This window comes from Lentzea alba (assembly GCF_011067745.1).
Lineage (GTDB): Bacteria > Actinomycetota > Actinomycetes > Mycobacteriales > Pseudonocardiaceae > Lentzea > Lentzea alba.
This window is the reverse complement of sequence record NZ_JAAMPJ010000013.1, coordinates 340,828-364,213: the sequence shown is the minus strand read 5'-3', so window position 1 is coordinate 364,213 and position 23,386 is coordinate 340,828. Positions and strand designations below refer to the sequence as shown.

At 67.9% G+C, this 23,386-nt stretch carries 17 protein-coding genes; 9 read left to right on the top strand and 8 right to left on the bottom strand.

Features of this window, described 5'->3' with window-relative positions:
• The first annotated feature begins 88 nt into the window (after positions 1-88).
• From G7043_RS38145 to G7043_RS38110, 8 genes are all read left to right on the top strand, one after another.
• Complete coding sequence (locus G7043_RS38145) at positions 89-1,039, top strand: alpha/beta hydrolase (RefSeq protein WP_166053535.1); 951 nt, start codon at positions 89-91, stop codon at positions 1,037-1,039.
• Positions 1,040-1,162: 123 nt separating this feature from the next.
• Positions 1,163-1,450 carry a hypothetical protein gene (locus G7043_RS38140; protein WP_166053534.1) on the top strand — a complete coding sequence of 96 codons (288 nt, stop codon included), beginning with the start codon at positions 1,163-1,165 and terminating at the stop codon, positions 1,448-1,450.
• 93 nt (positions 1,451-1,543) lie between these two features.
• Positions 1,544-2,626 carry a multiple monosaccharide ABC transporter substrate-binding protein gene (chvE, locus tag G7043_RS38135; protein ID WP_166053533.1) on the top strand — a complete coding sequence of 361 codons (1,083 nt, stop codon included), beginning with the start codon at positions 1,544-1,546 and terminating at the stop codon, positions 2,624-2,626.
• A gap of 26 nt (positions 2,627-2,652) precedes the next feature.
• The gene (gene mmsA, locus G7043_RS38130; RefSeq protein ID WP_166053582.1) at positions 2,653-4,158 is read left to right on the top strand and encodes a multiple monosaccharide ABC transporter ATP-binding protein; all 1,506 of its coding nucleotides are present in this window, start codon (positions 2,653-2,655) and stop codon (positions 4,156-4,158) included.
• Positions 4,155-5,369, top strand: coding sequence for a multiple monosaccharide ABC transporter permease (mmsB, locus tag G7043_RS38125; RefSeq protein ID WP_166053532.1), 1,215 nt, complete (start codon positions 4,155-4,157; stop codon positions 5,367-5,369). The genes mmsA and mmsB overlap by 4 nt, the downstream gene beginning before the upstream one ends.
• Before the next feature lie 31 nt (positions 5,370-5,400).
• The gene (locus G7043_RS38120) at positions 5,401-8,496 is read left to right on the top strand and encodes a family 43 glycosylhydrolase (RefSeq protein WP_166053531.1); all 3,096 of its coding nucleotides are present in this window, start codon (positions 5,401-5,403) and stop codon (positions 8,494-8,496) included.
• Between the two features lie 166 nt (positions 8,497-8,662).
• On the top strand, positions 8,663-9,556 hold the full coding sequence (locus G7043_RS38115) for a cellulose binding domain-containing protein (RefSeq protein WP_166053530.1): 894 nt from the start codon (positions 8,663-8,665) through the stop codon (positions 9,554-9,556).
• A 257-nt stretch (positions 9,557-9,813) separates the two neighbouring features.
• Positions 9,814-10,986, top strand: coding sequence for an HNH endonuclease signature motif containing protein (locus G7043_RS38110; RefSeq protein WP_166053529.1), 1,173 nt, complete (start codon positions 9,814-9,816; stop codon positions 10,984-10,986).
• 263 nt (positions 10,987-11,249) lie between these two features.
• On the opposite strand, the gene mmuM is transcribed toward G7043_RS38110, so the two are convergent.
• From mmuM to G7043_RS38070, 8 genes are all read right to left on the bottom strand, one after another.
• A complete protein-coding gene (mmuM, locus tag G7043_RS38105; RefSeq protein WP_313888276.1) occupies positions 11,250-12,137 on the bottom strand; it encodes a homocysteine S-methyltransferase in 888 nt (295 codons plus the stop codon).
• A 140-nt stretch (positions 12,138-12,277) separates the two neighbouring features.
• A complete protein-coding gene (locus G7043_RS38100) occupies positions 12,278-13,309 on the bottom strand; it encodes a LacI family DNA-binding transcriptional regulator (protein WP_166053528.1) in 1,032 nt (343 codons plus the stop codon).
• A 237-nt stretch (positions 13,310-13,546) separates the two neighbouring features.
• Positions 13,547-14,905 (bottom strand): endo-1,4-beta-xylanase, encoded by a 1,359-nt coding sequence (locus G7043_RS38095; protein ID WP_166053527.1) that lies wholly within the window; start codon positions 14,903-14,905, stop codon positions 13,547-13,549.
• A 17-nt stretch (positions 14,906-14,922) separates the two neighbouring features.
• Positions 14,923-16,653, bottom strand: a complete 1,731-nt coding sequence (locus G7043_RS38090; protein WP_166053526.1) for a glycoside hydrolase family 6 protein — start codon at positions 16,651-16,653, stop codon at positions 14,923-14,925.
• 19 nt (positions 16,654-16,672) lie between these two features.
• Positions 16,673-17,128, bottom strand: a complete 456-nt coding sequence (locus tag G7043_RS38085) for a hypothetical protein (RefSeq protein ID WP_166053525.1) — start codon at positions 17,126-17,128, stop codon at positions 16,673-16,675.
• On the bottom strand, positions 17,125-18,369 hold the full coding sequence (locus tag G7043_RS38080; protein WP_207312245.1) for a lytic polysaccharide monooxygenase: 1,245 nt from the start codon (positions 18,367-18,369) through the stop codon (positions 17,125-17,127). The genes G7043_RS38085 and G7043_RS38080 overlap by 4 nt, the downstream gene beginning before the upstream one ends.
• An 11-nt stretch (positions 18,370-18,380) precedes the next feature.
• On the bottom strand, positions 18,381-21,257 hold the full coding sequence (locus G7043_RS38075; protein WP_166053524.1) for a glycoside hydrolase family 48 protein: 2,877 nt from the start codon (positions 21,255-21,257) through the stop codon (positions 18,381-18,383).
• 256 nt (positions 21,258-21,513) lie between these two features.
• Positions 21,514-22,413, bottom strand: coding sequence for a pectate lyase family protein (locus G7043_RS38070; RefSeq protein WP_313888275.1), 900 nt, complete (start codon positions 22,411-22,413; stop codon positions 21,514-21,516).
• Between the two features lie 203 nt (positions 22,414-22,616).
• Between G7043_RS38070 and G7043_RS38065 the strand changes: the two genes are divergently transcribed.
• Positions 22,617-23,381, top strand: coding sequence for a pectate lyase (locus tag G7043_RS38065; RefSeq protein ID WP_242643110.1), 765 nt, complete (start codon positions 22,617-22,619; stop codon positions 23,379-23,381).
• Positions 23,382-23,386: the final 5 nt, after the last annotated feature.

Below are 23,386 nucleotides of genomic sequence, written 5' to 3'. Positions count from 1 at the left end.
AACCCCGACAGATGGCTGGTCAGGCGTCCGAACTTCCCGCCACGTGTCGGCTGGCCCCCACCGCCGGACCGAGCCGAGGATTCACCCCATGAGCTACGCCATCGATGCCGAACTGCTCCCCTGGCTGGACATGCTGCCCAAGGTGGCCCTGGCCGACTACGACGCACTGCTCGCCGCGCGCGGCGAGCAGGGGCAACTCGTCGCCGTCATGCCGGCGTACGAGCCGACGAACCCCGTCGACGTCCGCGACACCACGGTCCCCGGTCCCGACGGAGCCCCGGACGTGCCGGTGCGCGTCTACAGCCCGGCGAACCGCACGGAGGCGGTGCCGGGCCTGGTCTACATCCACGGTGGCGGGTTCGTCCTCGGCGACCTCGACATGTTCCACTCCCCGGTGCTGCGGCTGGTCGACGAGCTGGGCATCGTCATCGTGTCGGTCGACTACCGGCTCGCACCCGAACATCCCTTCCCCGCGCCGGTCGAGGACTGCTACGCGGCGCTGCAGTGGGTCGCGAAGAACGCCGACGAGCTGGGCATCGACCCCGAGCGCATCGGTGTCGGCGGCGAAAGCGCCGGTGGCGGCCTCACCGCCGGAACCGTGCTGATGGCTCGGGACCGCGGCGGACCCGAGCTGTGCTTCCAGCTCCTCGGCATCCCCGAGCTCGACGACCGCCTGGACACCGAGTCGATGCGGGACTACGTCGACACCCCGCTGTGGAACCGCCCCAACGCGATCTACAGCTGGACCTCCTACCTGGGCACCGAGCCGGGTGGCGACGACGTCTCGCCCTACGCCGCGCCCGCCCGCGCCACCGACCTGTCCGGGCTGCCACCCGCGTTCGTGACGACCTGCCAGTACGACCCGCTGCGCGACGAGGGCATCGAGTACGCCCGACGGCTCGCGCACGCGGGCGTGCCGACCGAGTTGCGCCACTACCCCGCCACGTTCCACGGCTCGTCGCTGGTCGAGGCCGCGGCCATCTCACGCCGGATGTTCGACGACGAGGTGGAGGCACTGCGCCGCGGCCTGCGCGTTTAACCGGTTCGACGTCCCCTTCTGTCCACCATGTACCTCCATAGTGGACAGAGGGCGGCCGGTGGGGTCAGGCGGACATCACACGTCACGTGGTGTGCGCGGCTGTCCGTCGCTGAAGGTGCGCTCATGACCTCGATCGACGTCGAGGCTGACCCGCGAGCGTCATCGGCCATGCCCGCGGTCGATCGGCACATCGTCCGGGCGTTCAGCGGCGGACCGGTCAGCTACAGCCTCGAAGGGACGCCCTCGGGCGACCTGCTCAGGCTGACCACCCCAGGGGCAGTACGGCCTGCTTTCATCGCGGGCGAATCCGACAACGCGGCATTTCAGGTCGTTTTCACGGGAACCGGCGCGAACCCAGTACAGTGCCGGAGCGGACGAACCCCGCGCCTCGCGAGCATGCCCGCAGGTTAGCCGCGCGACCACGCTGTGAGCGCTAACATCAATTTGGTTTCAGAGTTAACAAGCCCTTGACGAGCCTGATGTTAGCGATAACACTCGCCGCCTATGAGGTTCCCGCACATCGCCGCCGCCGCGCTGGTTCTCACGCTCTCGGCCTGCGGTTCGGCAGAGAAGACGATCGATCAGCAGAGCGGTTCGAGCGAAGGCGCGCTGGTGGGCGTCACCATGCCGACCCGGTCGTCGGAACGATGGATCCACGACGGCGACAACATCAAGAAGGCCCTGGAAGAGAAGGGCTACAAGGTCGATCTCCAGTACGCCGAGAACGACATCCCCACCCAGGCGAACCAGATCGAGAACCAGATCACCAAGGGCGCCAAGCTCCTGATCGTCGCCTCGATCGACGGCACCGCGATCACGTCCCAGCTGCAGCAGGCGGCGGACGCCAAGATCCCGGTGGTCGCCTACGACCGGCTGATCCGCAAGAGCCCGAACGTCGACTACTACGCTACCTTCGACAACTTCAAGGTCGGTGTGGAGCAGGCGAACTCGCTCCTCAAGGGCCTGAAGACGCGCGGCGAGGGTCCGTTCAACATCGAGCTGTTCGCGGGCTCGCCGGACGACAACAACGCCACGTTCTTCTTCAACGGCGCCATGTCCGTCCTGCAGCCGCTCATCGACCAGGGCAAGCTGACCGTGAAGTCCGGCCAGAAGGACTTCAAGACGGTCGCGATCCTGCGCTGGGACCCGGCCACCGCGCAGAAGCGCATGGAGGACATCCTCACCTCGACCTACGGCGGTGCCAAGGTCGACGGCGTGCTCTCCCCGTACGACGGCATCTCGATCGGCATCCTGTCGGCGCTCAAGAGCGGCGGCTACGGCACGGCCGGGAACGCTTACCCGATCGTGACCGGTCAGGACGCCGAGGTCGCGTCGGTGAAGTCGATCATCGCCGGTGAGCAGTACTCGACGATCCACAAGGACACCCGTCAGCTCGCCGACGTCACGGTGAAGATGGCCGACGCGGTGCTCAAGGGCGGCAAGCCCGAGGTGAACAACACCAAGGACTACGACAACGGCGTGAAGGTCGTGCCGTCGTTCCTGCTGCAGCCCGTCCCCGTCGACAAGGACAACTACAAGAAAGAGCTGATCGACTCCGGCTACTACACCGCCGACCAGCTCAGGTAGATCACGTGTCCGACGAAATCCTGGCGATGCGTGGCATCACCAAGAGGTTCGCGGGAGTCACCGCGCTGCACGACGTCTCCTTGAGCGTGCGGCGCGGTGAGATCCACGCGATCTGCGGAGAGAACGGCGCCGGCAAGTCCACGCTGATGAAGGTGCTGTCCGGGGTGCATCCCCACGGCACGTACGAAGGCGAGATCGTCTTCGCCGGCGAGCCCTGCGCGTTCCACGGCGTGCGCGACAGCGAGCGCCGCGGCATCGTGATCATTCACCAGGAACTCGCGCTGTGCGGCCAGCTCTCGGTCGCGGAGAACCTGTTCCTGGGCAACGAGAGGTCACGGCGCGGGTTCATCGACTGGAACCGCACCAACCACGAGGCGCAGGCTCTGCTCGACCGCGTGGGGCTCCGGGAGAACCCCACGACACCGGTCAACGACCTCGGCGTCGGCAAGCAGCAGCTGGTCGAGATCGCCAAGGCACTGTCCAAAGAGGTCAGTCTGCTGATCCTGGACGAGCCGACCGCGGCGTTGAACGACGACGACTCGCAGCACCTGCTCGACCTGCTCGACGGCCTGCGCGACGAAGGCATCACCTCGGTGATCATCTCGCACAAGCTCAACGAGGTCATCAAGATCGCCGACACCGTCACGGTGCTGCGCGACGGCAAGACCATCGAAACGCTGCCGGCGGCGGGCCTGACCGAGGACCGGATCATCGCGGGCATGGTCGGCCGCGACCTGGAGCACCGGTTCCCGCCGCGCACCCCCGACATCGGTGACGAGGTGCTGCGGATCGAGGACTGGACCGTGCACAGCCCGGCCCAGCCTGACCGCGTCGTCGTCGACAACGCCACGCTGTCCGTGCGGCGCGGCGAGATCGTCGGTCTCGCCGGGCTGATGGGCGCCGGCCGCACCGAGCTCGCGATGAGCGTGTTCGGCCGGTCGTACGGCGTCGGCATCTCCGGCCGGGTCGTGAAGGACGGCGTGGAGATCGACACCAGGTCCGTCCAGGCCGCGATCCGCCACGGGCTCGCGTACGTCAGCGAGGACCGCAAGCGGTACGGCCTCAACCTGATCGAGGGCGTGCAGCGCAACGTCTCCGCCGCCGCGCTGGGCAAGCTCTCGAACCGCGGCTGGGTGAACGAGAACGAGGAGTACTCGGTCGCGGAACGGTTCCGCCGCTCGATGGGCATCCGCACCCCGGCGGTGTCGACCCAGGTCGGCACGTTGTCCGGTGGCAATCAGCAGAAGGTCGTGCTGGCGAAGTGGATGTTCACCGACCCGGACGTGCTGATCCTCGACGAGCCCACCCGCGGCATCGACGTCGGCGCGAAGTACGAGATCTACTCGATCATCAACGACCTCGCCGCACAGGGCAAGGCCGTGCTGGTGATCTCGTCCGAACTACCCGAGCTGCTCGGCCTGTGCGACCGGGTCTACGCGCTCTCCGAAGGCCGGATCACCGGTGAGCTCGACCGCGCAGAGGCCACGCAGGAACGTCTGATGCAGTACATGACCCGAGGACAGAACTCATGACCACGAAGACCGCGCCTCCCACGGTCGCCGCACCGTCGGCGCCGTCCAGCCGCATGTCGATCAACCTGCGGCAGTCGGGGATCTACGTCGCGTTCGCGCTGATCGTCGTGCTGTTCGCGTTCCTGACCGATGGCGCTTTGCTGCAGCCGCAGAACATCTCGAACATCATCGTGCAGAACTCGTACGTGCTGATCCTCGCGATCGGCATGATCCTGGTGATCATCGGCGGGCACATCGACCTCTCGGTCGGCTCGACGGTGGCGCTGACGGGTGCGATCTGCGCGGTGCTGACCGTCCAATGGGGACTCCCGTGGCCGATCGCGGTGCTGCTCACCCTGGTGGCGGGCGCGATCATCGGCGCGGCGCAGGGCTACTGGATCGCCTACTTCGGCATTCCCGCGTTCATCGTGACGCTGGCCGGCATGCTGGTGTTCCGCGCGCTCACGCTGACGACGCTGGGCAACCAGGGCATCGGCCCGTTCCCGGACGCGATCCGGTCGCTGTCCAACGGCTTCACCGGCGGCTACCTCGGCAACATCGCCCTCGGCCCGCTCGGCGGTGCCGACCTGGTGAGCCTGCTGGCCGGCCTCGTCTTCGTCGCCGGGTTCGCGTTGTCGCAGTGGCGCAAGCGGGCCGCCCGGCTGGGCTACGGCCAGACCGTCGACCCGATGCCGTTGTTCGTGCTCAAGATCCTCGGCGTCGGCGTCGTCGTGATGGCGGTCGTGGTGCAGCTGGCCAGGTTCCGCAACCTGCCGTGGGTGCTGGTGCTGCTCGCGGCGCTGGCGCTCGGCTACTCGCTGATGGCCAACAACTCCGTGTTCGGACGGCACATCTACTCGATCGGCGGCAACCTGCAGGCCGCCACGCTGTCCGGCGTGAAGGTCAAGGCCGTCACGTTCTGGGTGTTCGTGAACATGGGCGTGCTGGCCGCGCTGGCGGGCGTCATCTTCGCGGGCCGGCTCAACCAGGCCGGTCCGACCGCGGGCACGGCGTTCGAGCTGGACGCGATCGCGGCGGCGTTCATCGGCGGCGCGGCGGTCCAGGGCGGTGTCGGCAAGGTCGTCGGCGCCATCACAGGCGGCCTGATCATGGGCGTGATCAACAACGGCATGTCGCTGATCGGCGCGCCCAGCGAGCGCGTGATGCTCGTGAAGGGACTGGTCCTGCTCGTGGCGGTCGCCTACGACGTGTGGACCAAGAGAAGGGCCTGATCCCCTTTTTCAATCGGAAGGCACAACAACGATGTTGTTTTCCCTGCGTCGCCTCGGCGTCGTTGTGGCGGTGGCGGCCGCCATGGTTCCCGTTCCCGCCAGCGCGGCCGAATCGGTCGTGAAGACCGCCGCCGAGGCGTTGTCCGTGCCGAACGTCGAGGACGTGCGCGGGCACCTGACCCTGCCGTCGACCGGTCTCGGCGACACCACGGTCTCGTGGACGTCGTCGAACCGGTCGGTGATCACCCCGACCGGTGAGGTGACCCGCCCGGCCACCGGGGCGAAGCCCGCGAAGGTCGTGCTGACGGCCAAGGTGAGCCGCGGGTACCAGAGCACGACCCGCCGGATCACCGCCACGGTCCCGCCGTTGCCGGCCAAGGAACCGCTGGCGGGCTACAGCTTCTTCTACTTCACCGGTGAGGGCAGCCCGAACGGCGAGCAGATCTACGCGGCCGCCAGCAACGGCAACAACCCGATCAGCTTCACCGAGCTCAACAACGGCCAGCCGATCCTCAAGTCGAGCCTCGGTGAGCTCGGCGTGCGCGACCCGTTCATCCTCCGCTCCCCCGAGGGTGACAAGTTCTACCTGCTGGCCACCGACCTGAAGATCAACGGCGGCAACGGCTGGGACGCGGCGCAGCGCCACGGCAGCCGGTCGATCATGATCTGGGAGTCGACGGACCTCGCGAACTGGTCCCGCCAGCGCAGCGTCGAGGTGTCACCGCCGACCGCGGGCAACACGTGGGCGCCGGAGGCCTTCTGGGACGCCAAGCGCGGCACGTACGTCGTCTACTGGGCGTCGAAGCTCTTCGCGGAGAACGACCCGAACCACACCGGCGACACCTACAACCGGATGATGTACGCGACCACGCGCGACTTCGTCACGTTCAGCCCGGCGAAGGTGTGGATCGACCCCGGTTACTCCGTGATCGACTCGACGATCATCGAGGACAAGGGCACCTACTACCGCTACACCAAGGACGAGCGGAACAACACGTCGACGACGCCGTGCAGCAAGTTCATCACCGCGGAGAAGTCGACCGACCTGCTCAACCCCAAGTACGACTTCGTGGCGGAGTGCATCGGCAAGGCCACCTCGACGAGCCCCGGGCTCTCCGCGGGTGAGGGGCCGACGGGCTTCAAGTCCAACACCGAGAACAAGTGGTACCTGTTCATCGACGAGTTCGGCGGCCGCGGCTACGTGCCGTTCGAGACCACCGACCTCGCGTCCGGCAAGTGGACCATGTCGACCGGCGCCAAGCTGCCCGCCTCCCCGCGCCACGGCACGGTGCTGCCGGTGACGCAGGCCGAACTGAACCGGCTCACCGCTCCCCCGGCTCCGGTCAAGGCGGACTCGAAGGGGCTCGTCGCGCACTGGCCGCTCAACGCCACGTCCGGAACGGTCGCGGCCGACGCCACCGGGCACGGTTACGACGGCGTGCTGGCCGGCAAGACGTCGTGGTCCGGCGGGGCGCTGACCCTGGCCGGTGGGCACGTCCAGCTGCCGAACAACATGCTGACCGGCGCTTCGGCGGTCACCGTGTCCGCCGACGTCCTGGTGGATCCCGCGCAGCAGACGCCGTACTTCCTCTACGGGTTCGGCAACACCGGCACCAACGGGTGGGGCAACGGTTATCTGTTCAGCACAGGTGACGCCTACCGCGGCGCGATCGCGACCGGGAACTGGTCGACCGAGCAGGGCGTCAACTCCGGGCGCAACCTGCCGCGCGGTGTCTGGAAGAACGTGACGCTGACCGTCGGCAACGGCGTGGAGGTGCTGTACCTCGACGGCGTCGAGGTGGCGCGCAACTCCGCGGTCACCATCAAGCCGTCCGACATCGGTGGTGGCGTGACGGCGGCGAACTACCTGGGCCGCTCGGTCTACTCCGGGGACAGGAACCTCGTCGGCAGGATGAAGGACGTCCGGCTGTACAACCGCGCGCTGGCGGGCGAGGAGGTCGCCGGGCTGCCGTCGAACAGCACGGTGATCCGTTCCGTCGAGCTGGCGTCGTTGAAGGTGCCCGCGGTGATCGACTCCGCGGCCGGCACCGTGGTGCTGCCGGTGAAGCCCGGCACGGACCTGCGCAGGCTTTCCCCGAAGTTCGGCCTCGCGCCCGGTTCGAAGATCACCCCAGGTGGCACGGTCGACCTGCGCAAGCCCAAGAAGTTCACGGTCACCAACGCGGCGGGCGACCGTCGTGAGTGGACGGTCGAGGCGCACGAGATGCGCAGCCCGGTGCTGCCTGGCCTGAACGCCGACCCGAACATCATCGCGTTCGGGGACACCTACTACATCTACGCGACCACCGACGGGTTCGACGGCTGGAGCGGCACCAAGTTCTCCGCCTGGTCGTCGAAGAACCTCGTCGACTGGAAGGACGAGGGGGTCATCCTCGACCTCGGCCCGGACGTGAGCTGGGCGGACAGCCGGGCGTGGGCGCCGACGATCGCGGAGCGGAACGGCAAGTACTACTTCTACTTCTGCGCCGAGGCCAAGATCGGTGTCGCGGTGTCCGACTCGCCGACCGGCCCGTTCGTCGACTCGGGCCAGCCGCTGATCGCGAAGAACCCCAGCGGTGGCGGCCAGGCGATCGACCCGGCGGTGTTCATCGACAAGTCCGGTCAGCCGTACCTGTACTGGGGCAACGGCGAGGCCTACGTCGTGCCGCTGAACGCCGACATGGTGTCGTACGACCCGGCGAAGATCACCCGGATCAACGGGCTCGACGGGTTCCGCGAGGGTCTGTTCATGGTGGAGCGCAAGGGCACCTACTACCTGAGCTGGTCCATCGACGACACCCGCAGTGAGGACTACCGCGTCGGTTACGCGACGGCGTCGAGCCCGCTCGGCCCGTTCACCAACCGCGGCCTGATCCTGCAGAAGGACCCGAAGCTCGGCGTGCTCGGCACCGGCCACAGCTCGATGCTGCAGGTGCCCGGCACCGACGACTGGTACCTGGTGTACCACCGCTTCGCCATCCCCGGCGGGGACGGCATGCACCGCGAGACCACGATCGACCGGCTGAAGTTCAACCGCGACGGCACCATGGCGCCGGTCGTGCCGACGCTGGAGAGCGTGCCCGCGCAGCGGATCCGTCCGCAGCACTGCCGGGCCGACTACAACTGATCGACCGTGCCGTTCGACGCTGTTCGATTCGAACAGCGTCGAACGGCACGTTTCATTGTCACAACTGACTTTCGTCACACGGAAAGCGCTTCCCGCACTCAGCCGAAGGGACGTACGCTGCGCCTCCAGCCGCCACTGGGACGCTCAGCTCAGCACCGGGGGATCTTTGAGACCGCTGCACCACCGGCCGATCCTGTACACGCCGTTCGCCGTTCTCGTCGTAGCCGCCTACGCGACGAGCGCCGCGGAAACACCGGGCCAGCCACAGCCGACGCCGCCGTCCGCACCTCCTCAGTACGTCTCCGTCATGCCGCCTGCCCCCGAAGTGGTCGAGGAGGTCGTGGACAGCCGGACCGTGTTGCTGTCGAACGGCCTGCGCGCACGAGTCCTGGGCCTCGCCGCACCGGCGGAGTGCTGGTCGGCGGGCGCACTGAAGTTCGCCCAGGAGACCCTGCTGGGCAAGCCCGTCCGCTACAGCCGCGCCTCGGAGTCGGCCATCTCCCTGCGACTGGCCGACAACAGCGACTACGCCACCCTCGCCGTGAGCAAGGGCGCCTCGCGCGCGCAACAGGACGACCCGGTCCTGACCGAACCGGAACAGGCCGCCGCGAAGGCGGGCCTCGGCCTGTGGGGCCCGCCGTGCCAGGGCCTGGACACCACCCCCGCTCCGGCTCCTCCCCCGCCGCCTGCTGCCGCCCCGACGACTGCCGCGCCCGCTCCACCCGCGCCGCCCGCGAAGACGGGTTGTGCCGTCACGTACCGCATCGCCAAGGAGTGGCACAACGGCTTCCACACCGAGCTCGTCGTCCGCAACCACGACCAGACCCCGGTGACACGGTGGGTGGTGCGCTGGCGGTTCCCGAGCGGCCAGCAGATCCGCGAGACCTGGGGCATGACGGCCCGCCAGATGGGCGCCGACGTGATCGCGATGAGCCAGGACGGGGCCGGTTCGATCGCGGCGGGCGGAGAGGTGTCGCTGCGGTTCAACGCTGTCACGGCGGGTCCGAACGTCACACCCACCGGCTTCACGTTGAACGGCAAAACCTGCGCGTTCGGTTAGACGGGCCGGGTCGTTTCATCGCCGCTGCGCGACGATTGCGATTGGGGCTTGACTTCGGGGCCCTTGCGAGGCGCATATCGGCCTGTAAAAGCCGGGCTGATAGAGCGCCCGGCCGATCCGAACACGGTAGCACCTCGCACCCAAAGTCAAGCCCCAATCGCGCGATGGTCGCCTCATGACCGTTTGGCCAGCGGTTCACTCTATCGTGGTCGCCTTTAGGCGTTATCCCGTCGTGATCTTGCGGTAAAGTAGAACACGTGATCGAAACCCGACTCCTCTCCACCGACGAGCTGCTCCGCAGATTCGTTGGCAAAGTGACGGAAATCCGGGTTCACGAGAATGACGCCTTGCAGATGATCGCCGAATTGGATCGGCGCGGAGCTGCAATCGAGCTGGGGTACAAGAATTTGCCGCAGGTGTTGCGGCACGCGGTCCGCTGGGATCTTACGACGGCCAAGAAATGGGTCGCGAATGCCGGGCTGTTGGGTAGTGAGATCACGCCGACCGGCAGTGAGCTCGCTCCGGAACTTCCGGTGACCGCTGAGGCCGTGGCTGAGGGTGCGTTGTCGGTCGAGCATGTCGCGGTGGTCGCCGAGGTCATGAAGGCCCTGCCCGCCGAGGCCGAAGGTTCCGTCGTGGGCTTCGCTCGGGAGCATGAGCCCAGTGCGGTGCGGGCGTTCGGCAAGGAACTGGCCTATCGGCTCTACCAGGACGATCCGGAGCCGCGTGAGCCCGAGCCCGCGCCGCAGGTCAACCAGCATGTGATGAACTGGAAGAACGGCATGCTGGAGATCCGGGCACTGCTGGACACGGTCACCGGCGCGAAGTACGAGGCGCTGCTCGTTCCGCTGGCGAAGCCGCGCCCGGAGACCGTCGAGGACGGCCCCGACCTGCGGTCACGTGCCGTGCGTGAAGGCGACGCACTCGCCGAGCTGGTCGACTTGATGCTGCGCGCCGACCAGCTGCCCGAGCACGGTGGCCAGCCGGTCACGCTCACCGTGACGATGCGCTACGACGACCTCGCCAAGCAGGTCGGCCAGGCCACGCTGGACAACGGCGAACGCGTCCCGGCCGAGCAGGTCCGCCAGTTGGCGTGCAGCGCGGGCATCATCCCGCTGCTGTTGGGGGCGAAGTCCCAGCCGATGGACATCGGCCGCAAGACCCGCACCTTCACCGCCGGAATCCGCCGCACCCTCGTCGCCCGCGACCGCGGCTGCGCGTTCCCCGGCTGCGGCAGACCACCCAGACAATGCGACGGCCACCATATTCGCCACTGGTCAGACGGCGGCGACACCTCCGTCGACAACGCCGTTCTACTGTGCCGACATCACCACACGCTCATCCACCAAAGCGAATGGGACGTGACAATGGAGCACAGCATCCCCACGTTCTATCCGCCGCGGAGAAATCTTCTCCATACCGCCGCCTGATCGCCACGGGCAACGCCGTGGCGAAGCGAAGCGAGCCGTCTACCCCTTTGTCGCGCCGGGCAAGCGGTCATGAGGCGACCACCGCGCGATTGGGGCTTGACTTTGGGTGCGAGGTGCTACCGTGTTCGGATCGGCCGGGCGCTCTATCAGCACGGCTTTCATAGGCCGATATGCGCCTCGCAAGGGCCCCGAAGTCAAGCCCCAATCGCAATCGTCGCGCAGCGGCGATGAAACGACCCCGCCCGGTAATGCCGCCTACCGCTTTACCCGGCCAAGGCTCGCGCGAGGACCTCGATGGCGTCCGGGCCGGTCCGGCAGCACCCGCCGACCAGCCTGGCGCCGTTGCCGGTCCACTCCCCCGTCAGCGCGGTGAACCCGGTGCCGTCGCCGGTCCACGCGCGCTCCCGCGCGTCCCACTCCTCACCGCTGTTCGGGTACACCACCACGGGCAGTCCGGTCTTGCCGGCGACGGCCACGGCGGACGCGACGTCTTCGGGCGCGCAGCAGTTCACGCCCACCGCGATCACCTCGTCGATGCCCGCGGCCACCTCGAACGCCTCCTCCAGCGGCTGGCCGGCGCACGTGCGGTCGCCGCGAATGCTGTACGAGAGCCACACCGGCACGCCGCTGCCGCGGACGACCTCCAGCACGGCCTCGGCCTCGTCGACGTCGGGGATCGTCTCGACGGCGAGCAGGTCCGGTTCGGACTGCGCCAGCACGTCGATGCGGGGCCGGTGGAACTCCATCAACTGCTGCTTGCTCAGGCCGTAGCGGCCGCGGTACTCCGAGCCGTCCGCGAGCATCGCGCCGTAGGGTCCGACCGAGGCCGCGACCCAGCGCTGTCCGTCCACATCGGAGGCGGCGGACCGGGCCAGGGACACGCTGGCGCGCAACAGCCGCGCCGTCTCCTCGGCGTCGATGCCGTGCCGGGCGAACCCGTCGAACGTCACCTGGTAGCTCGCGGTGATGGCGACCTCGGCGCCCGCGCGGTAGAACGCCAGGTGCGCGTCACGCACGGCGTCCGGATCGGACAGCAGCAGCCGGCCCGACCACAGCGCGTCGGACAGGTCGTGCCCGGCCAGTTCCAGTGCCGTCGACATGCCGCCGTCGAGCACGACCACTCGGTGCGCCAAGGCGTTCCTCAGTTCCACCCCGGCGATTCTACGGTCAGCCCGCCGACGCCGTGGCGCAGCCGGCTCCGGCCCGCTCGCCACCGCAACGCCGCTCGCCCGCAGGCGCGACCCGCACCTAGCCAGTCAACCGACACCGCACCTAGCCTGGCCCGAGTCGGTCAGCCCGACGCCGCGCCCAGCCTGGCCGCCGGCAGCTCCGGCGTGCTCACCCGGCGCAGCAAGCGCGGCGGCAGCAACAGCAGTGGCGGCACCGCACGGCCCTCGAGCTTGCCCACCAGGAGCTCCACCGCGTGCCGGCCCAGCTCCTCCACCGGCAGCCGCACCGAGGTCAGCGGGGGCGACACCTGTTCGGCCAGCTCGTCCGGGCAGATCGCCACCACGGCCACGTCGCCGGGGACCTTTCGGCCCGACGCGCGCAGGCAGGAGCTCACCCAGGGCAGGGCGGCGTCGTTGTGCACCACCAGGGCGGTCATGGCCGGGTGGGCGCGGATCAGTGCTTGCACGGACCTCAGCACCGACTCGTAGTCCTCGTCCGCAGGCATGGCGGTGGTGGCGATGCCGCGGCGCATGGCCGCGGCGCTGAAACCCGCCATGGCGCGGTGGGCGAAGCCGGTGTTGCGGCGGTACACCGCGCTCGGGGCGCCGAGGAAGCCGATGGAGCGGTGGCCCAGGTCGGCGAGGTGGTCCACGCACTTCGCGCCGGCCGCCTCGAAGTCCAGGTCCACGCAAGTCAGGCCCTTGGTCGCGGCTGGATGTCCGATGAGGACGGACGGCTTGGCGAGCTCGCGCAGCAGTGGCACGCGGTCGTCGTCCATCTCGACGTCCATCACCAGGAAGCCGTCGGCCAGAGCGCCGTCCGCGGCTTTGCGCAGGGCGGAGGCGCCGTGTTCGGCGGTCATCAGGAGTACGTCCAGGTCGTGTCTGCGGGCGGCGGTGACGGCCGCGGTGACGAACCGCATCATGACCGGGAGGTGGAGGCCCGCGCGCAGGGGCAGCACCAAGCCGATCACGTTGGCGCGGCCTGCGTTGAGAGCGCGCTCACCCGCGTGCGGGTGGTAGCCCAACGCCCTGATGCTCTCGCGCACCCTCGATTTGGTGTCCGCCGAGATCGACCGCTTGCCCGTGAGCACATATGAGACAGTGCTGGGGGCAACACCCGCGTGTCGTGCAACGTCCGCGATGGTGACCACACCGACCCCTCTCGCGAACCCACTTCACCCGATGTGTCTCGCCACGATAGGGAGCACGCTCAGGTGAACTCAAGGGTAATGTTCGCGTTAACATTGTTTGTTTTCCGTGGTCCAGACGAATCACGGCTTCTGTAAAGTTCCCGAACAAAAGCCTTGCGCAGCTCAACGGGCCTGCGCTCCCGCTCCGGGCCGAAAACTCAGCTCGACACGGAGCGTGAGCACGTTCACATCAGACGGTCAACCGAACGCTGTGATTAACGCCTGATAGGCAGGTTTGGGAGCGAAAGAAGCGTCAAACGGCAGTGCCGCCCCCTGCCCCGGGAAGACCGACGGAATCCACGAATGCTTGTCGGACAGCGCCCACGTCGTCATCCCGACGCACCGCGCCACGGCCAGACAGGCACGCGCCACCGCCCCGTAGTCCGCGGCCTGGACAGCGAGCTTGGCCGAGTCCGCGGGCAACGTCATCCGCACGTCCAGCTCGGTGATCGCGACGTCCACGCCGAGGTCCGCGAACCGTTGCAGGTTCTGCTGCATCGAGGCAGGTACCCCGCCCAGCAGGAGGTGGCCCTGGAACCCGACGCCGTCGATCGGCACGCCCTGCTGCTTGAACGACCGCACCAGCTCGTACACGGCGTCGCTCTTCGCACCGAGCCCGTCGATGTTGTAGTCGTTGTAGTAGAGCTTGGCGTCCGGGTCGGCCGCCCGCGCCGCGCGGAACGCCTCGGCGATGTAGCCGTCGCCGAGCTTCTGCTGCCAGAACGACTGCCGCCGCGTGCCGTTCTCCTCGAACGCCTCGTTGACGACGTCCCAGGCGAACACCTTGCCGCGGTAGTGCCCGGCCACCGCGGCGATGTGGTCGAGCATCGCCTGCCGCAACTCCGAAGCGGGCAGGTCGTGCACCCACTGCGGGGTTTGGCTGTGCCACACCAGGGTGTGCCCGCGCACGCGTTGGCCGTCGGCGACCGCACCCGCCGTGATGCGGTCGCCGCCGGTGAACGTGAACTGACCACGAGAGGGCTCGGTGGCGTCCCACTTCATCTCGTTGCCGACGGTGATGACGCCGGCCTCGCGTGCGGTCAGCACACGGTTCTGGGTGTCCTCCAGTTCGGACACGGTCATCGCGCTGCCGAAGTACTTCCCTTTGGCGGCAGCCAGTTCCCGCAACGGCTTCGCGACCGGCGCGGACCCGTTGCACAGCTGCCCGTTGAGCCGGAACTCGGCGGGCGGGCTGTTCGCGCCGCTGTAGGTGGCGTTGAACCCGAGCCCGCTCAGCGTCGCTCCGGGCGCGATGGTCCGGTTCCAGTCCAGGGCGGTGGCCGAGGTCTGGCTCCACGTCGCGTTCCAGCCGTTGGTGATCTTCTGGTTGCCGGGGAAGGAGAACGTGAGCGTCCACCCGGTGATCGGCGCGCTGCCGGTGTTCGTGATGGACACCGCGCCGGTGAACCCGGAACCCCAGTCGTTGGGCACGCTGTAGGTGAGCTTGCACGGACCACCCGGTTCCAGGCCGAACCAGCCGTTGCCGGCCGCCGTCGCCGCCGGGGTGGCGACGACGACCGACAACACCAGGACCAGCGCACAGAAGAGGCTTTTCATGTGCGCGTCTGTCCTTTCTAGAGAGCCGGGTACGCGTTGCGCATGAGCTCCTGGAACTGTGCCGAGAACCAGTGGCCGGCCAGCGGTGCGTCGGCCAGCGCGCCGGACATGCTGTTGCCGTTGCGCGCGTTGCCGGTGTACGTCGGGTCGCACATCCGGTCGAAGCCCTTGCCCTCGTTGTTCGGGATCTCCTTGCTCGCGCCGTCGGACTCACCCGGCGGCTTGATCCACACGTAGGCGTCGATGCCGCTCTCCGGCGCAGCCTTCGGGCGTTCACCGATGCCGGCACCGGACTGGTTGCACCAGTTGCCGAGGTGGATGCGCCGGTCGAGCCGGCCGCCGTTGACGAACGCGTCCGCCGTCGTGCGCGGGCCGGGTCCGGTGGGACGGGCCGCGCCGCCCCAGCCGTTGCGGCTGGTGTCGATCAGCATGCCGACCCCGGCGTCGAAGCCCGCCTGGACCGCGCGCTGCCGGAACGCCTGCGCGTAGCCGAGCTCGTCGATGTAGCGGTTCCAGTCGACCCACTTGGCCTTCTCGCGGACGACCTCGCCGTTGATGTTGTCGTCGATCTTGAAGTACGGCTCCTTCAGGATGCCGTAGTTCGCGGTGTTGGCGATGAAGCCGTGCACGTTCGCCTTGGTGCTGCCCTGGGCGTTCGCCGCCTGGAACAGCAGCTCGGCCGACGGCCCGAAGTTGTCGTCCCAGCCCAGCCAGCCGTGGTGGCCGACGTCGAGGTAGTTGTAGACGTTCGGGACCGCGCCGAGCTTCGCGAGCGCGTAGCCGACACCGGCGATGTAGTTGCCGTTGGCCTTCATCACGTCGCACTGCGGCGTGAACGTCGGCCGCGGCGTGACGTTGGTGACCAGGTTGGGCAGCGAGTCGATCTCGACCACGGTGACGATGCGCAGGCTCGCGTAGGCGGGCCTGGCGAGGATCGCCGCGATCGGGTCGATGTACTCGGTCTTGTACCGGTTGATCTCGTCTGCCTTGAGCTCACCGTTGGAGGCCAGCGCCGCGCAGTCGCGGCCCGGCAGGTTGTAGATCACCAGCTGGATGACGAGCGGTGAGCCCGCCGCCTGGCGCACCGCGTCGTCCAGGTGCGCGGCCAGTCCGCGAGCACCCGTGGTGCCGTTGATCGCCGCGATCCGGTCCATCCACACGCCGGTGGGCTGGTTCGCGATCCGCGAGCCACCCGGCTCGGCGTTCGCCTTCGCCGACCAGTCCGCGTTCACGTAGACCTTCGCACCCGAGTACGGGTTGTCGACGCGGTTGCCGGGGTTCGGCGGGTTGCCCGTGGTCGTGGTGGTCGTCGAGGTCGGCGGTTGCTGACCCGTGCACACCGTGCCGTTCAACGAGAACGACGCGGGGTCGGTGTTGGTGGAGCCCGTGTAGCTGCCGTTGAAGCCGATCTCGGTCGACCCGCCGGTGCCGAGGTTGCCGTTCCACGACATGCTCGTGGCGGTCACGTCCGCGCCCGACTGGGACCAGTTGGCGCTCCAGCCCTGGCTCACCTTCTGCGAACCGGGGAACGTGAACTTGAGCGTCCACGAGGACACCGCGTCCCCGAGGTTGGTGATCTTCACCTTGCCGCCGAAGCCGCCACCGCCCCAGTTGTTCGCGGTGTAGTCGACGCGGCAACCGGGTGCGGCGCCCGCGGAGGGCGCGCTCAGCGCGATCCCCGCCGTAGCGACGGCAGTGGCGACCACCACTCCCGCCGAGGCCCACCGCCTTCGTCCGATGAACGTCATTGTCCCGGATCTCCTTCTTCTAATGGTGTTCGATCTGGACGAACGAGCACGCACTCGGTGTGCACTCGAGCCGTCGCAGTCCTAGGTGTTCCATACCTATCGAGCCGGTGAGCGCGAACCCGTCGCCGAACGCGAGGTCCGGATCTCCCCGGACCTCGCCGTTCGCCAACGCCCTGAGCCAGGCCTCTTCGATGCCGGGCCGCAGCACGATGAGCCCCAGTCGCTGGTAGGGCTCCTTCGTGCAGGTGCCCCACTCGGCGACGAACGGCTCGTAGACCTTCGCCCGCACCGATCCGGCGAACGACGTGAAGTCGTTGTCCCGCCGGACTTTCGAACACTCACCGGTCAGGTCGTTGAGCCACGCCGCGATCCCGTCGACGCCCTTGGTCAGGTCCGGGGCGGGGTCGGCGCGTGCGACGAGGAGGGCGCACGCGACCGAACCCACCACCAGGAGGGCGATCAGTGCCCTCTTCACCCTGTGGAACAGGCCGAACCGTTGAGCGTGAAGGACGCGGGCTCCGGCACCGCACCTGTCGTGTTGGCGTTGAACCCGAAGTTCACCGACCCACCGGCCGGCACGTCGGCGTTGTAGTTCGCGCCCTTCGCGGTCGCTTTACCGTCTGCCACGGTGATCGTCGACGACCAGGCCTGGGCGAGGGTCTGACCCGCTGGGAAGTCCCAGACGAGCTGCCAGGCGGAGATCGCGGACGTGCCGGAGTTGGTGATCTTCACGTTCGCCGTGAAGCCACCGTTCCACGAGCTCGGTTTGCTGTACGCCACCGAACACGTCCCGACCGTGCCGGTGCGGAACGCGACGGCCGGCGAGGCCGGTGAGGTGTTGCCGGCCCCGTCCACCGCGACCACGCTCAGGCTGTAGTCGGTGTTCGCCGTGAGCCCGGTGACCGTCACGGAGTTGGTGCCCGAGGTCCCCACCACCTGGCTGCCGTTCTGCACGCGGTAGCTCGTGACGCCGATGTTGTCCGTCGCCGCCGGGAAGTCGAGCTTCACGGAGTTGCCGGTGATCGCCGACGCCACCGGTGTACCGGGCGCGGTCGGCGCCTGGGTGTCCGGCACGCCGCCGCCGAACATCACGTCGGAGCAGCTGTAGAACGCTTCCGGGCTGTCGGAGCGCGTCCAGGTGGAGTAGATGATGTGCCTGCCGGACTTGTTGGGCAGCCGCGCTTGCCAGGCGTACTCGCCGTTCACCAGCGGTGGGTTGGTGATCTTGTCGAAGAGCTCCAGATCGGACCACTTCAACGGCTTGGTGACGTCGAAGCCGTCCTTGGTGACGTACTGCTCCCAGGTTCCGGGGTGTGGCGCCCACGCGTTGTACCGCAACGTGACCGTCTGGTTCGCCGTCAGCTGGGTGACCGGCCAGTCGGCGCGAGTGAGGTTGTAGGCGTCGTACTTCGTGGTGGGACCGCAGAGTTTCCCGTCCGGGATGATCTCCCGGTGTCGCCCTGCCGCGTTGCTGATCAGGTTCCCGAACCAGTCCCACAGCGGCTGCTTCCCTCCCTGCGCGACCGCCGCGATGCACGCGGGGTTGGTGGGCTGGATGTCGCCGCCACCGCTGCCGGCGCGCCCGTCCTCGTAGCAGAGGTACGTGCGGCTGCCGGGCCACGTCATCGAGCCGTGCGCCACCGCCGTACCACCGGTGTGCACCAGAACCGCGGCCGTGCAGGCGGCCACTGTGAAGAAGGCTAAGCGTTTCCTCATCTCGGTACTCCTCAGCCGAAGAGCTCGGTGTGCAGGGAGAATGCGGTGGCGATCTCCGCCTGGGCCCAGAAGCGGTGGTAGGTGAACGTCGGTACCGGACCACCGTTCAGATAGGACTGGACCTTGGGCCATTGCGGGTCGTTGCGGAACATCGACCGCATCGACAGGAACGACGCGCCCTGGGCGATCTGGTCACCGTTGGGCATCCGCCCGGTCCAGCCCGGCGGCACGTACGGGCCCTCGCCGTTCGACGCGTTGTAGACGTCGTCGAAGCGGTTGTAGTCCGCGCGCGTCTCCGGCGTGGCGATGCCCAGGTTGTCCTGGTGCGACAGCAACGCCGTGAGAAGCGCTTCGCCGGTGGCCTTCGCCTGGGCGTGCCCGGACTTGGCCGCGTAGTTCAGCAGCACCTTCGCGTAGGAAGCGGCGATGCCGACGTCCTGGTTCTTCGTCGCCACGCGGACCCGCAGGTTCGCGTTCGCGCCGGGGTTGGTCGCGTTCCAGGTGTCCGGCGCGCCCGTCCACTCGAGGTCGGCGGGGATCTGGAAGTTCGTGCCGGTCGTGGTGTTCGCGAGCGCCCAGGTGACCCACTTGTCGAGGATCTTCTTGGCGCGGGCGTCACCGGTCATCCGGTACAGCGCCGCCGTGCGCTCGAGACCCCACACCTGGAAGCCGAACCAGCGGTTCGACGGCGGGTCGCGCCACACCGGGTGGGCGTCGTAGTACATGCCGTAGAACGTCGGCGTGCCCGCGGGAGGCGTGCCGTAGTGGCCCTCCCAGGAGTTCGTGACGCCACCGGCGAGCCCGCCATCGGCCGACTGGAGCCACTGCAGCAGCTCCATCTGCCGGTTCAGGCTAGTGGTCCAGTCCTGTTGTCCACTGGCGGACAAAGGTTTGAGCGCCGGGACGTTCGACAGCGCGTACGCCGCGAGCGGGTTCTGGTAGCCCTGGTGCGAGGCACCGTCACCGATCCGCCACGCCCAGCCGGCGCTCGTGTCGGTCGCGCCGCCCCACGCGTAGTACCAGGACATCAGGTAGTGCGCGCTGCTCTTGCCCGTGCCGCCGGGGCACGAGCTCGGGCTCGTGCAGTTGCCGATGCGCTTGAAGTACTTGTCGAACATGGCGTACCGCAGGTAGTCGCCCATCTTGGCTGCCTTGCCGATCTCGCTGGAGATCTGCCCCACGTTGCCCTGCGCCGTCGCCCACTGCTGGGCCAGCAGCGCCACCTGCACCACGCGGGCGTCCGCGTCCGGGGCGTTGGTGTACTTCCACTGCTTGGCGTAGGAGGCGTCCTTGGTGAACAGGTCGAGGAACCCGTTGGGGCCACCGTGCTTGAACGTGTCGCACGACGGCTGCGGGATCGTCTCCCACACCGACTCCGACGAACCGCGCTGGTAGGTGTTGATGTACGACGGTGCCGTGGTGCCGTCGCCGCAGCGGCCGAAGCCGTAGGTGTTGTCGACGTCGAGCAGCCAGTGCATGCCGTAGATGTCATCCGTGCCGTACGCGGACTTCAGCTCGGCCGCGATCGGGTCGGAGCCCACCGGGACGTTCGCGTCCAGCACCGCCGGATAGCCGTCCATCCGCGGGTGCTCCGGCGCGTAGGTCGCGGGCTTCGACGCGTTGTACTTGTCGTTGGTGGGCTGGTCGGCCTTGGCCGGGATGATGAACTTCTCCATCGACGCCCACGCGGACTTGAACGGTGCCCAGTCGCCGGTGTGGCGGCCGTAGCTCGCCTCCAGCCACAGGTAGTAGCTGAACGCCTCGGACGTGGTCTGGTGACCGTGGTCCGGCGCCTCGACCATCAGCGTCTCGACCGAGTGGTACGGCACCAGCAGACCGCCGAAGTTGCGGAAGTAGCCGCTGGCCGGGTCCTTGATCTTGGCGTACTGGTCGAGGAACGCCTTGCTGAAGTCCGAGGTGGACGCCGAGATCTCCCGGACCGCGACCGAGGCAGGGGTGTGTCCGGTCGCGCTCGCGGTGAACGTGGCCGTCGCGAGGTCGCCGCCGTTGTTCGCCGACGTGACCGTGACGGTCTGTTTGGCCGCGCTGCTGAAGGTCAGCGAGGTAGGAGTCACCGTGAGATCGGCGCTGCCGCTGCGGCCGATCGTCACGGTGACGGGCTGGGACGGTGCCGTCGCCAGCGAGACCTCGAAGGTGGCGGTCTGGCCCTGCCGGACCGTCAGCGTGCTCGGCGTGGCCAGCACCGCCGGTCCCGCGAGCACCTTGACCCCCGCCGGCGCGGACGTCGTGACGGCGCCGCGGTTGTCGGTCGCCCTCGCGGTGATGCTGTGGTCACCGGCCGGTGCCGTGGTCCAGCTGCCGCTGAACGGGGCCGAGGTGTCCGTCGCGATCAGCTGGTCGCCCGCGTAGAAGTCGACCTTCGCGATGGTGCCGTCGGAGTCCTGCGCGGTCGCCCCCAGCGGGATCGTCGCGGGCAGGGTGTAGGTGCCGCCCGTGGCAGGCGCGGTCAGCGCCACGGACGGCGGCTGGTTGGGGCCGGTGCACGCCACGCCGTTGACCGCGAAGTCGGTCGGTGGCCGGTTCGCCGAGCCCTTGCTGCCGTTGAAGCCGACCTGCGCGGTGCCACCCGTCTGGATCGTGCGCGCCCAGTCCGGGTTGGTCACGCTCACCACCGCACCGGTCTGGCTGAAGTTGCCGTTCCAGCCCTGCGTCACCTTTTGGCCGTCGGGGAACGTCCAGGTGAGGTTCCAGCCGTTCAGCACGTCACCGTCATTGCGGATCGTCGCCGTGGCGCCGAAACCGTTGTTCCACTCGTTGGTGACCTCGTAGGTGACGGTGCAGGCGACCGCCAGGGGTGCCGCCACTGCGGGCACCCCACCGATCATCATCACCGCCGCAGCCGTCAATGCCGTTGTTCGCCGAGTCATGCCGCCGCCCTCTCGACACCTGGGAGCGCTCCCAGATTTCACGGCACTGTAACCTGGGTCACGTGGTCCAACTGGAGGCACAGAACGTAGTCGTTCCACCACTCAGAGCTGAGGACTAGGCCGCGAAGGGCAGCGACCGTACGCCCGCTCGTCCTTCTTGCCACCCTCTTGCTGCTCCCTTCGAGTGGAATCCTGGGAACGCTCCCAGATACGGGATGGGGGCGCTCCACGCCACTGGGAGCGCCCCCTGGTCTCGTCAGCCGCGACCTGCACCGGCACCTGCCGTGACCACGCTTTTCACGCTGCTCGCGCCGTCCAGCGGGTAGGAGTACGGGATGCTCTTGACCGAGCCGCCCTGCTGCCCCGAACCGGAGTTCACGAAGTGGTTGTTGCGTGCCACCAGTGCGCCGGCGGGCGAACTGCCCTCACCGCGGTGGAACGTGTCCGAGGTGTTCTCGAAGTAGTTGCCCTCGACCAGGACACCGGCTTCCATCGTGGAGGCGACGCCGTACGAGGTGACGCCGCCGTAGTAGTTGTTGTAGACGTGCACCGGGTTGCCGAACCGCACCCGCGGGTGCCGCTGGTTGGTGCCCGCGAACCAGTTGTGGTGGTAGGTCACCCGCAGCTTGCCCCGGTCCTCGGACCCGTTGTCGTCGCTGTGACCCAGCAGCATCGTCTTGTCGTGGCTGGAGAACTTGTTCCACGACACCGTGACGTAGTCGGACGCCCGCTTGACGTCGACGGCACCGTCGTTGCCACTCGAGAAGCTGTTGTGGTCGACCCACACGCGGGTGGAGTACTGGACGTTGATCGCGTCGTCACCCCAGCTGCGGAAGTTGAGGTTGCGCACGATCACGTTCGAGGCGTTGGCGATGTTCAGGCCCTGCCCGGTGATCGTCGCGGACGAGCCGACGCCCTCGATGGTCTTGTTCGAGGCGACCTTCGTCATGCTCGACAGCGAGATCGTGCCGGAGACCCGGATCACCGCCGCGCCCGAAGCCTTCGCGGCCGCGACGAACGCGGACGCCGTGGTGACGGTGACCGGTGACGCGTTGCCACCACCCGTCGTTCCGCCACCCTGAGTGGCCCAGCCGACGAGCCCGAACGGTGCGGCCGCGGCTTGCGGAACAGAAACGGCACCAGCTACCAGTGCCACTGCGGAAATCAATGCTGCACGTTTTGGAATCATTCCAAGCCTTCCAAGTTGTGTAGCGGCGGTGCATCGAAGGTAGCGACTTCCGAACAAACAGGTCAACCAATTCGACGATATTCGAATCGAACCATCGACTATAGTTGACAGAAAAGAAGTCCGCCCTACCATCAAATTACCGCCGCGCATCGCCTGCATGCGGAGCGCACATGAAGAAACTGGCAACAACGGTGTTGGCCGTGGCTTTGGCCGCGTTTCTCGTACCCCAGGCCCAGGCCGCGGGCAGCACCTTCCCGACACCGACCGGTCCCAAACCGGTCGGCGCCACCATCAAGGTGACCTCCGGTACCTACGACGGTGGCATGAAGCGGTTCTACGGCACCGGCAACCTCGGTTCCGGCGGCCAGAACGAGGGCCAGGACCCGATCTTCCAGCTCGCCAACGGCACGACGCTGAAGAACGTCGTGCTCGGTGCTCCGGCCGCGGACGGCGTCCACTGCCTCGGCACCTGCACGCTCACCAACGTGTGGTGGGAGGACGTCGGCGAGGACGCGGCCACGTTCAAGGGCACGTCGTCATCGCAGACCATGACCATCAGCGGTGGTGGCGCGCGCAAGGCGTCGGACAAGGTGTTCCAGCACAACGGACCGGGCACGATGATCATCCGCAACTTCCAGGTGGACGACTTCGGCAAGCTCTACCGGTCCTGCGGCAACTGCAAGACCCAGCACAAGCGCAACGTCGTCCTGGAGAACATCACCGCGTTCTCCCCCGGCAAGTCCCTGGTGGGCATCAACACCAACTACGGGGACACCGCGCGACTGTCGAAAATCACGATCGTCGGCGACAGCAGCAAGAAGATCGTCGCCTGCGAAAAGTACAAGGGCGTCACGAGCGGTGAGCCGTCGAAGATCGGCAGCGGCCCGGACAGCACGAACTGCCTGTACAAAACATCGGACATCACCTACCGCTAGCAGAA

Coding starts and splice junctions, on each gene's coding strand:
- G7043_RS38145 (WP_166053535.1), top strand. CDS start 89: ATGAGCTACGCCATCGATGCCGAACTGCTCCCCTGGCTGGACATGCTG.
- G7043_RS38140 (WP_166053534.1), top strand. CDS start 1,163: ATGACCTCGATCGACGTCGAGGCTGACCCGCGAGCGTCATCGGCCATG.
- chvE (WP_166053533.1), top strand. CDS start 1,544: ATGAGGTTCCCGCACATCGCCGCCGCCGCGCTGGTTCTCACGCTCTCG.
- mmsA (WP_166053582.1), top strand. CDS start 2,653: ATGCGTGGCATCACCAAGAGGTTCGCGGGAGTCACCGCGCTGCACGAC.
- mmsB (WP_166053532.1), top strand. CDS start 4,155: ATGACCACGAAGACCGCGCCTCCCACGGTCGCCGCACCGTCGGCGCCG.
- G7043_RS38120 (WP_166053531.1), top strand. CDS start 5,401: ATGTTGTTTTCCCTGCGTCGCCTCGGCGTCGTTGTGGCGGTGGCGGCC.
- G7043_RS38095 (WP_166053527.1), bottom strand. CDS start 14,905: ATGAAAAGCCTCTTCTGTGCGCTGGTCCTGGTGTTGTCGGTCGTCGTC.
- G7043_RS38090 (WP_166053526.1), bottom strand. CDS start 16,653: ATGACGTTCATCGGACGAAGGCGGTGGGCCTCGGCGGGAGTGGTGGTC.
- G7043_RS38080 (WP_207312245.1), bottom strand. CDS start 18,369: ATGAGGAAACGCTTAGCCTTCTTCACAGTGGCCGCCTGCACGGCCGCG.
- G7043_RS38075 (WP_166053524.1), bottom strand. CDS start 21,257: ATGACTCGGCGAACAACGGCATTGACGGCTGCGGCGGTGATGATGATC.
- G7043_RS38065 (WP_242643110.1), top strand. CDS start 22,617: ATGAAGAAACTGGCAACAACGGTGTTGGCCGTGGCTTTGGCCGCGTTT.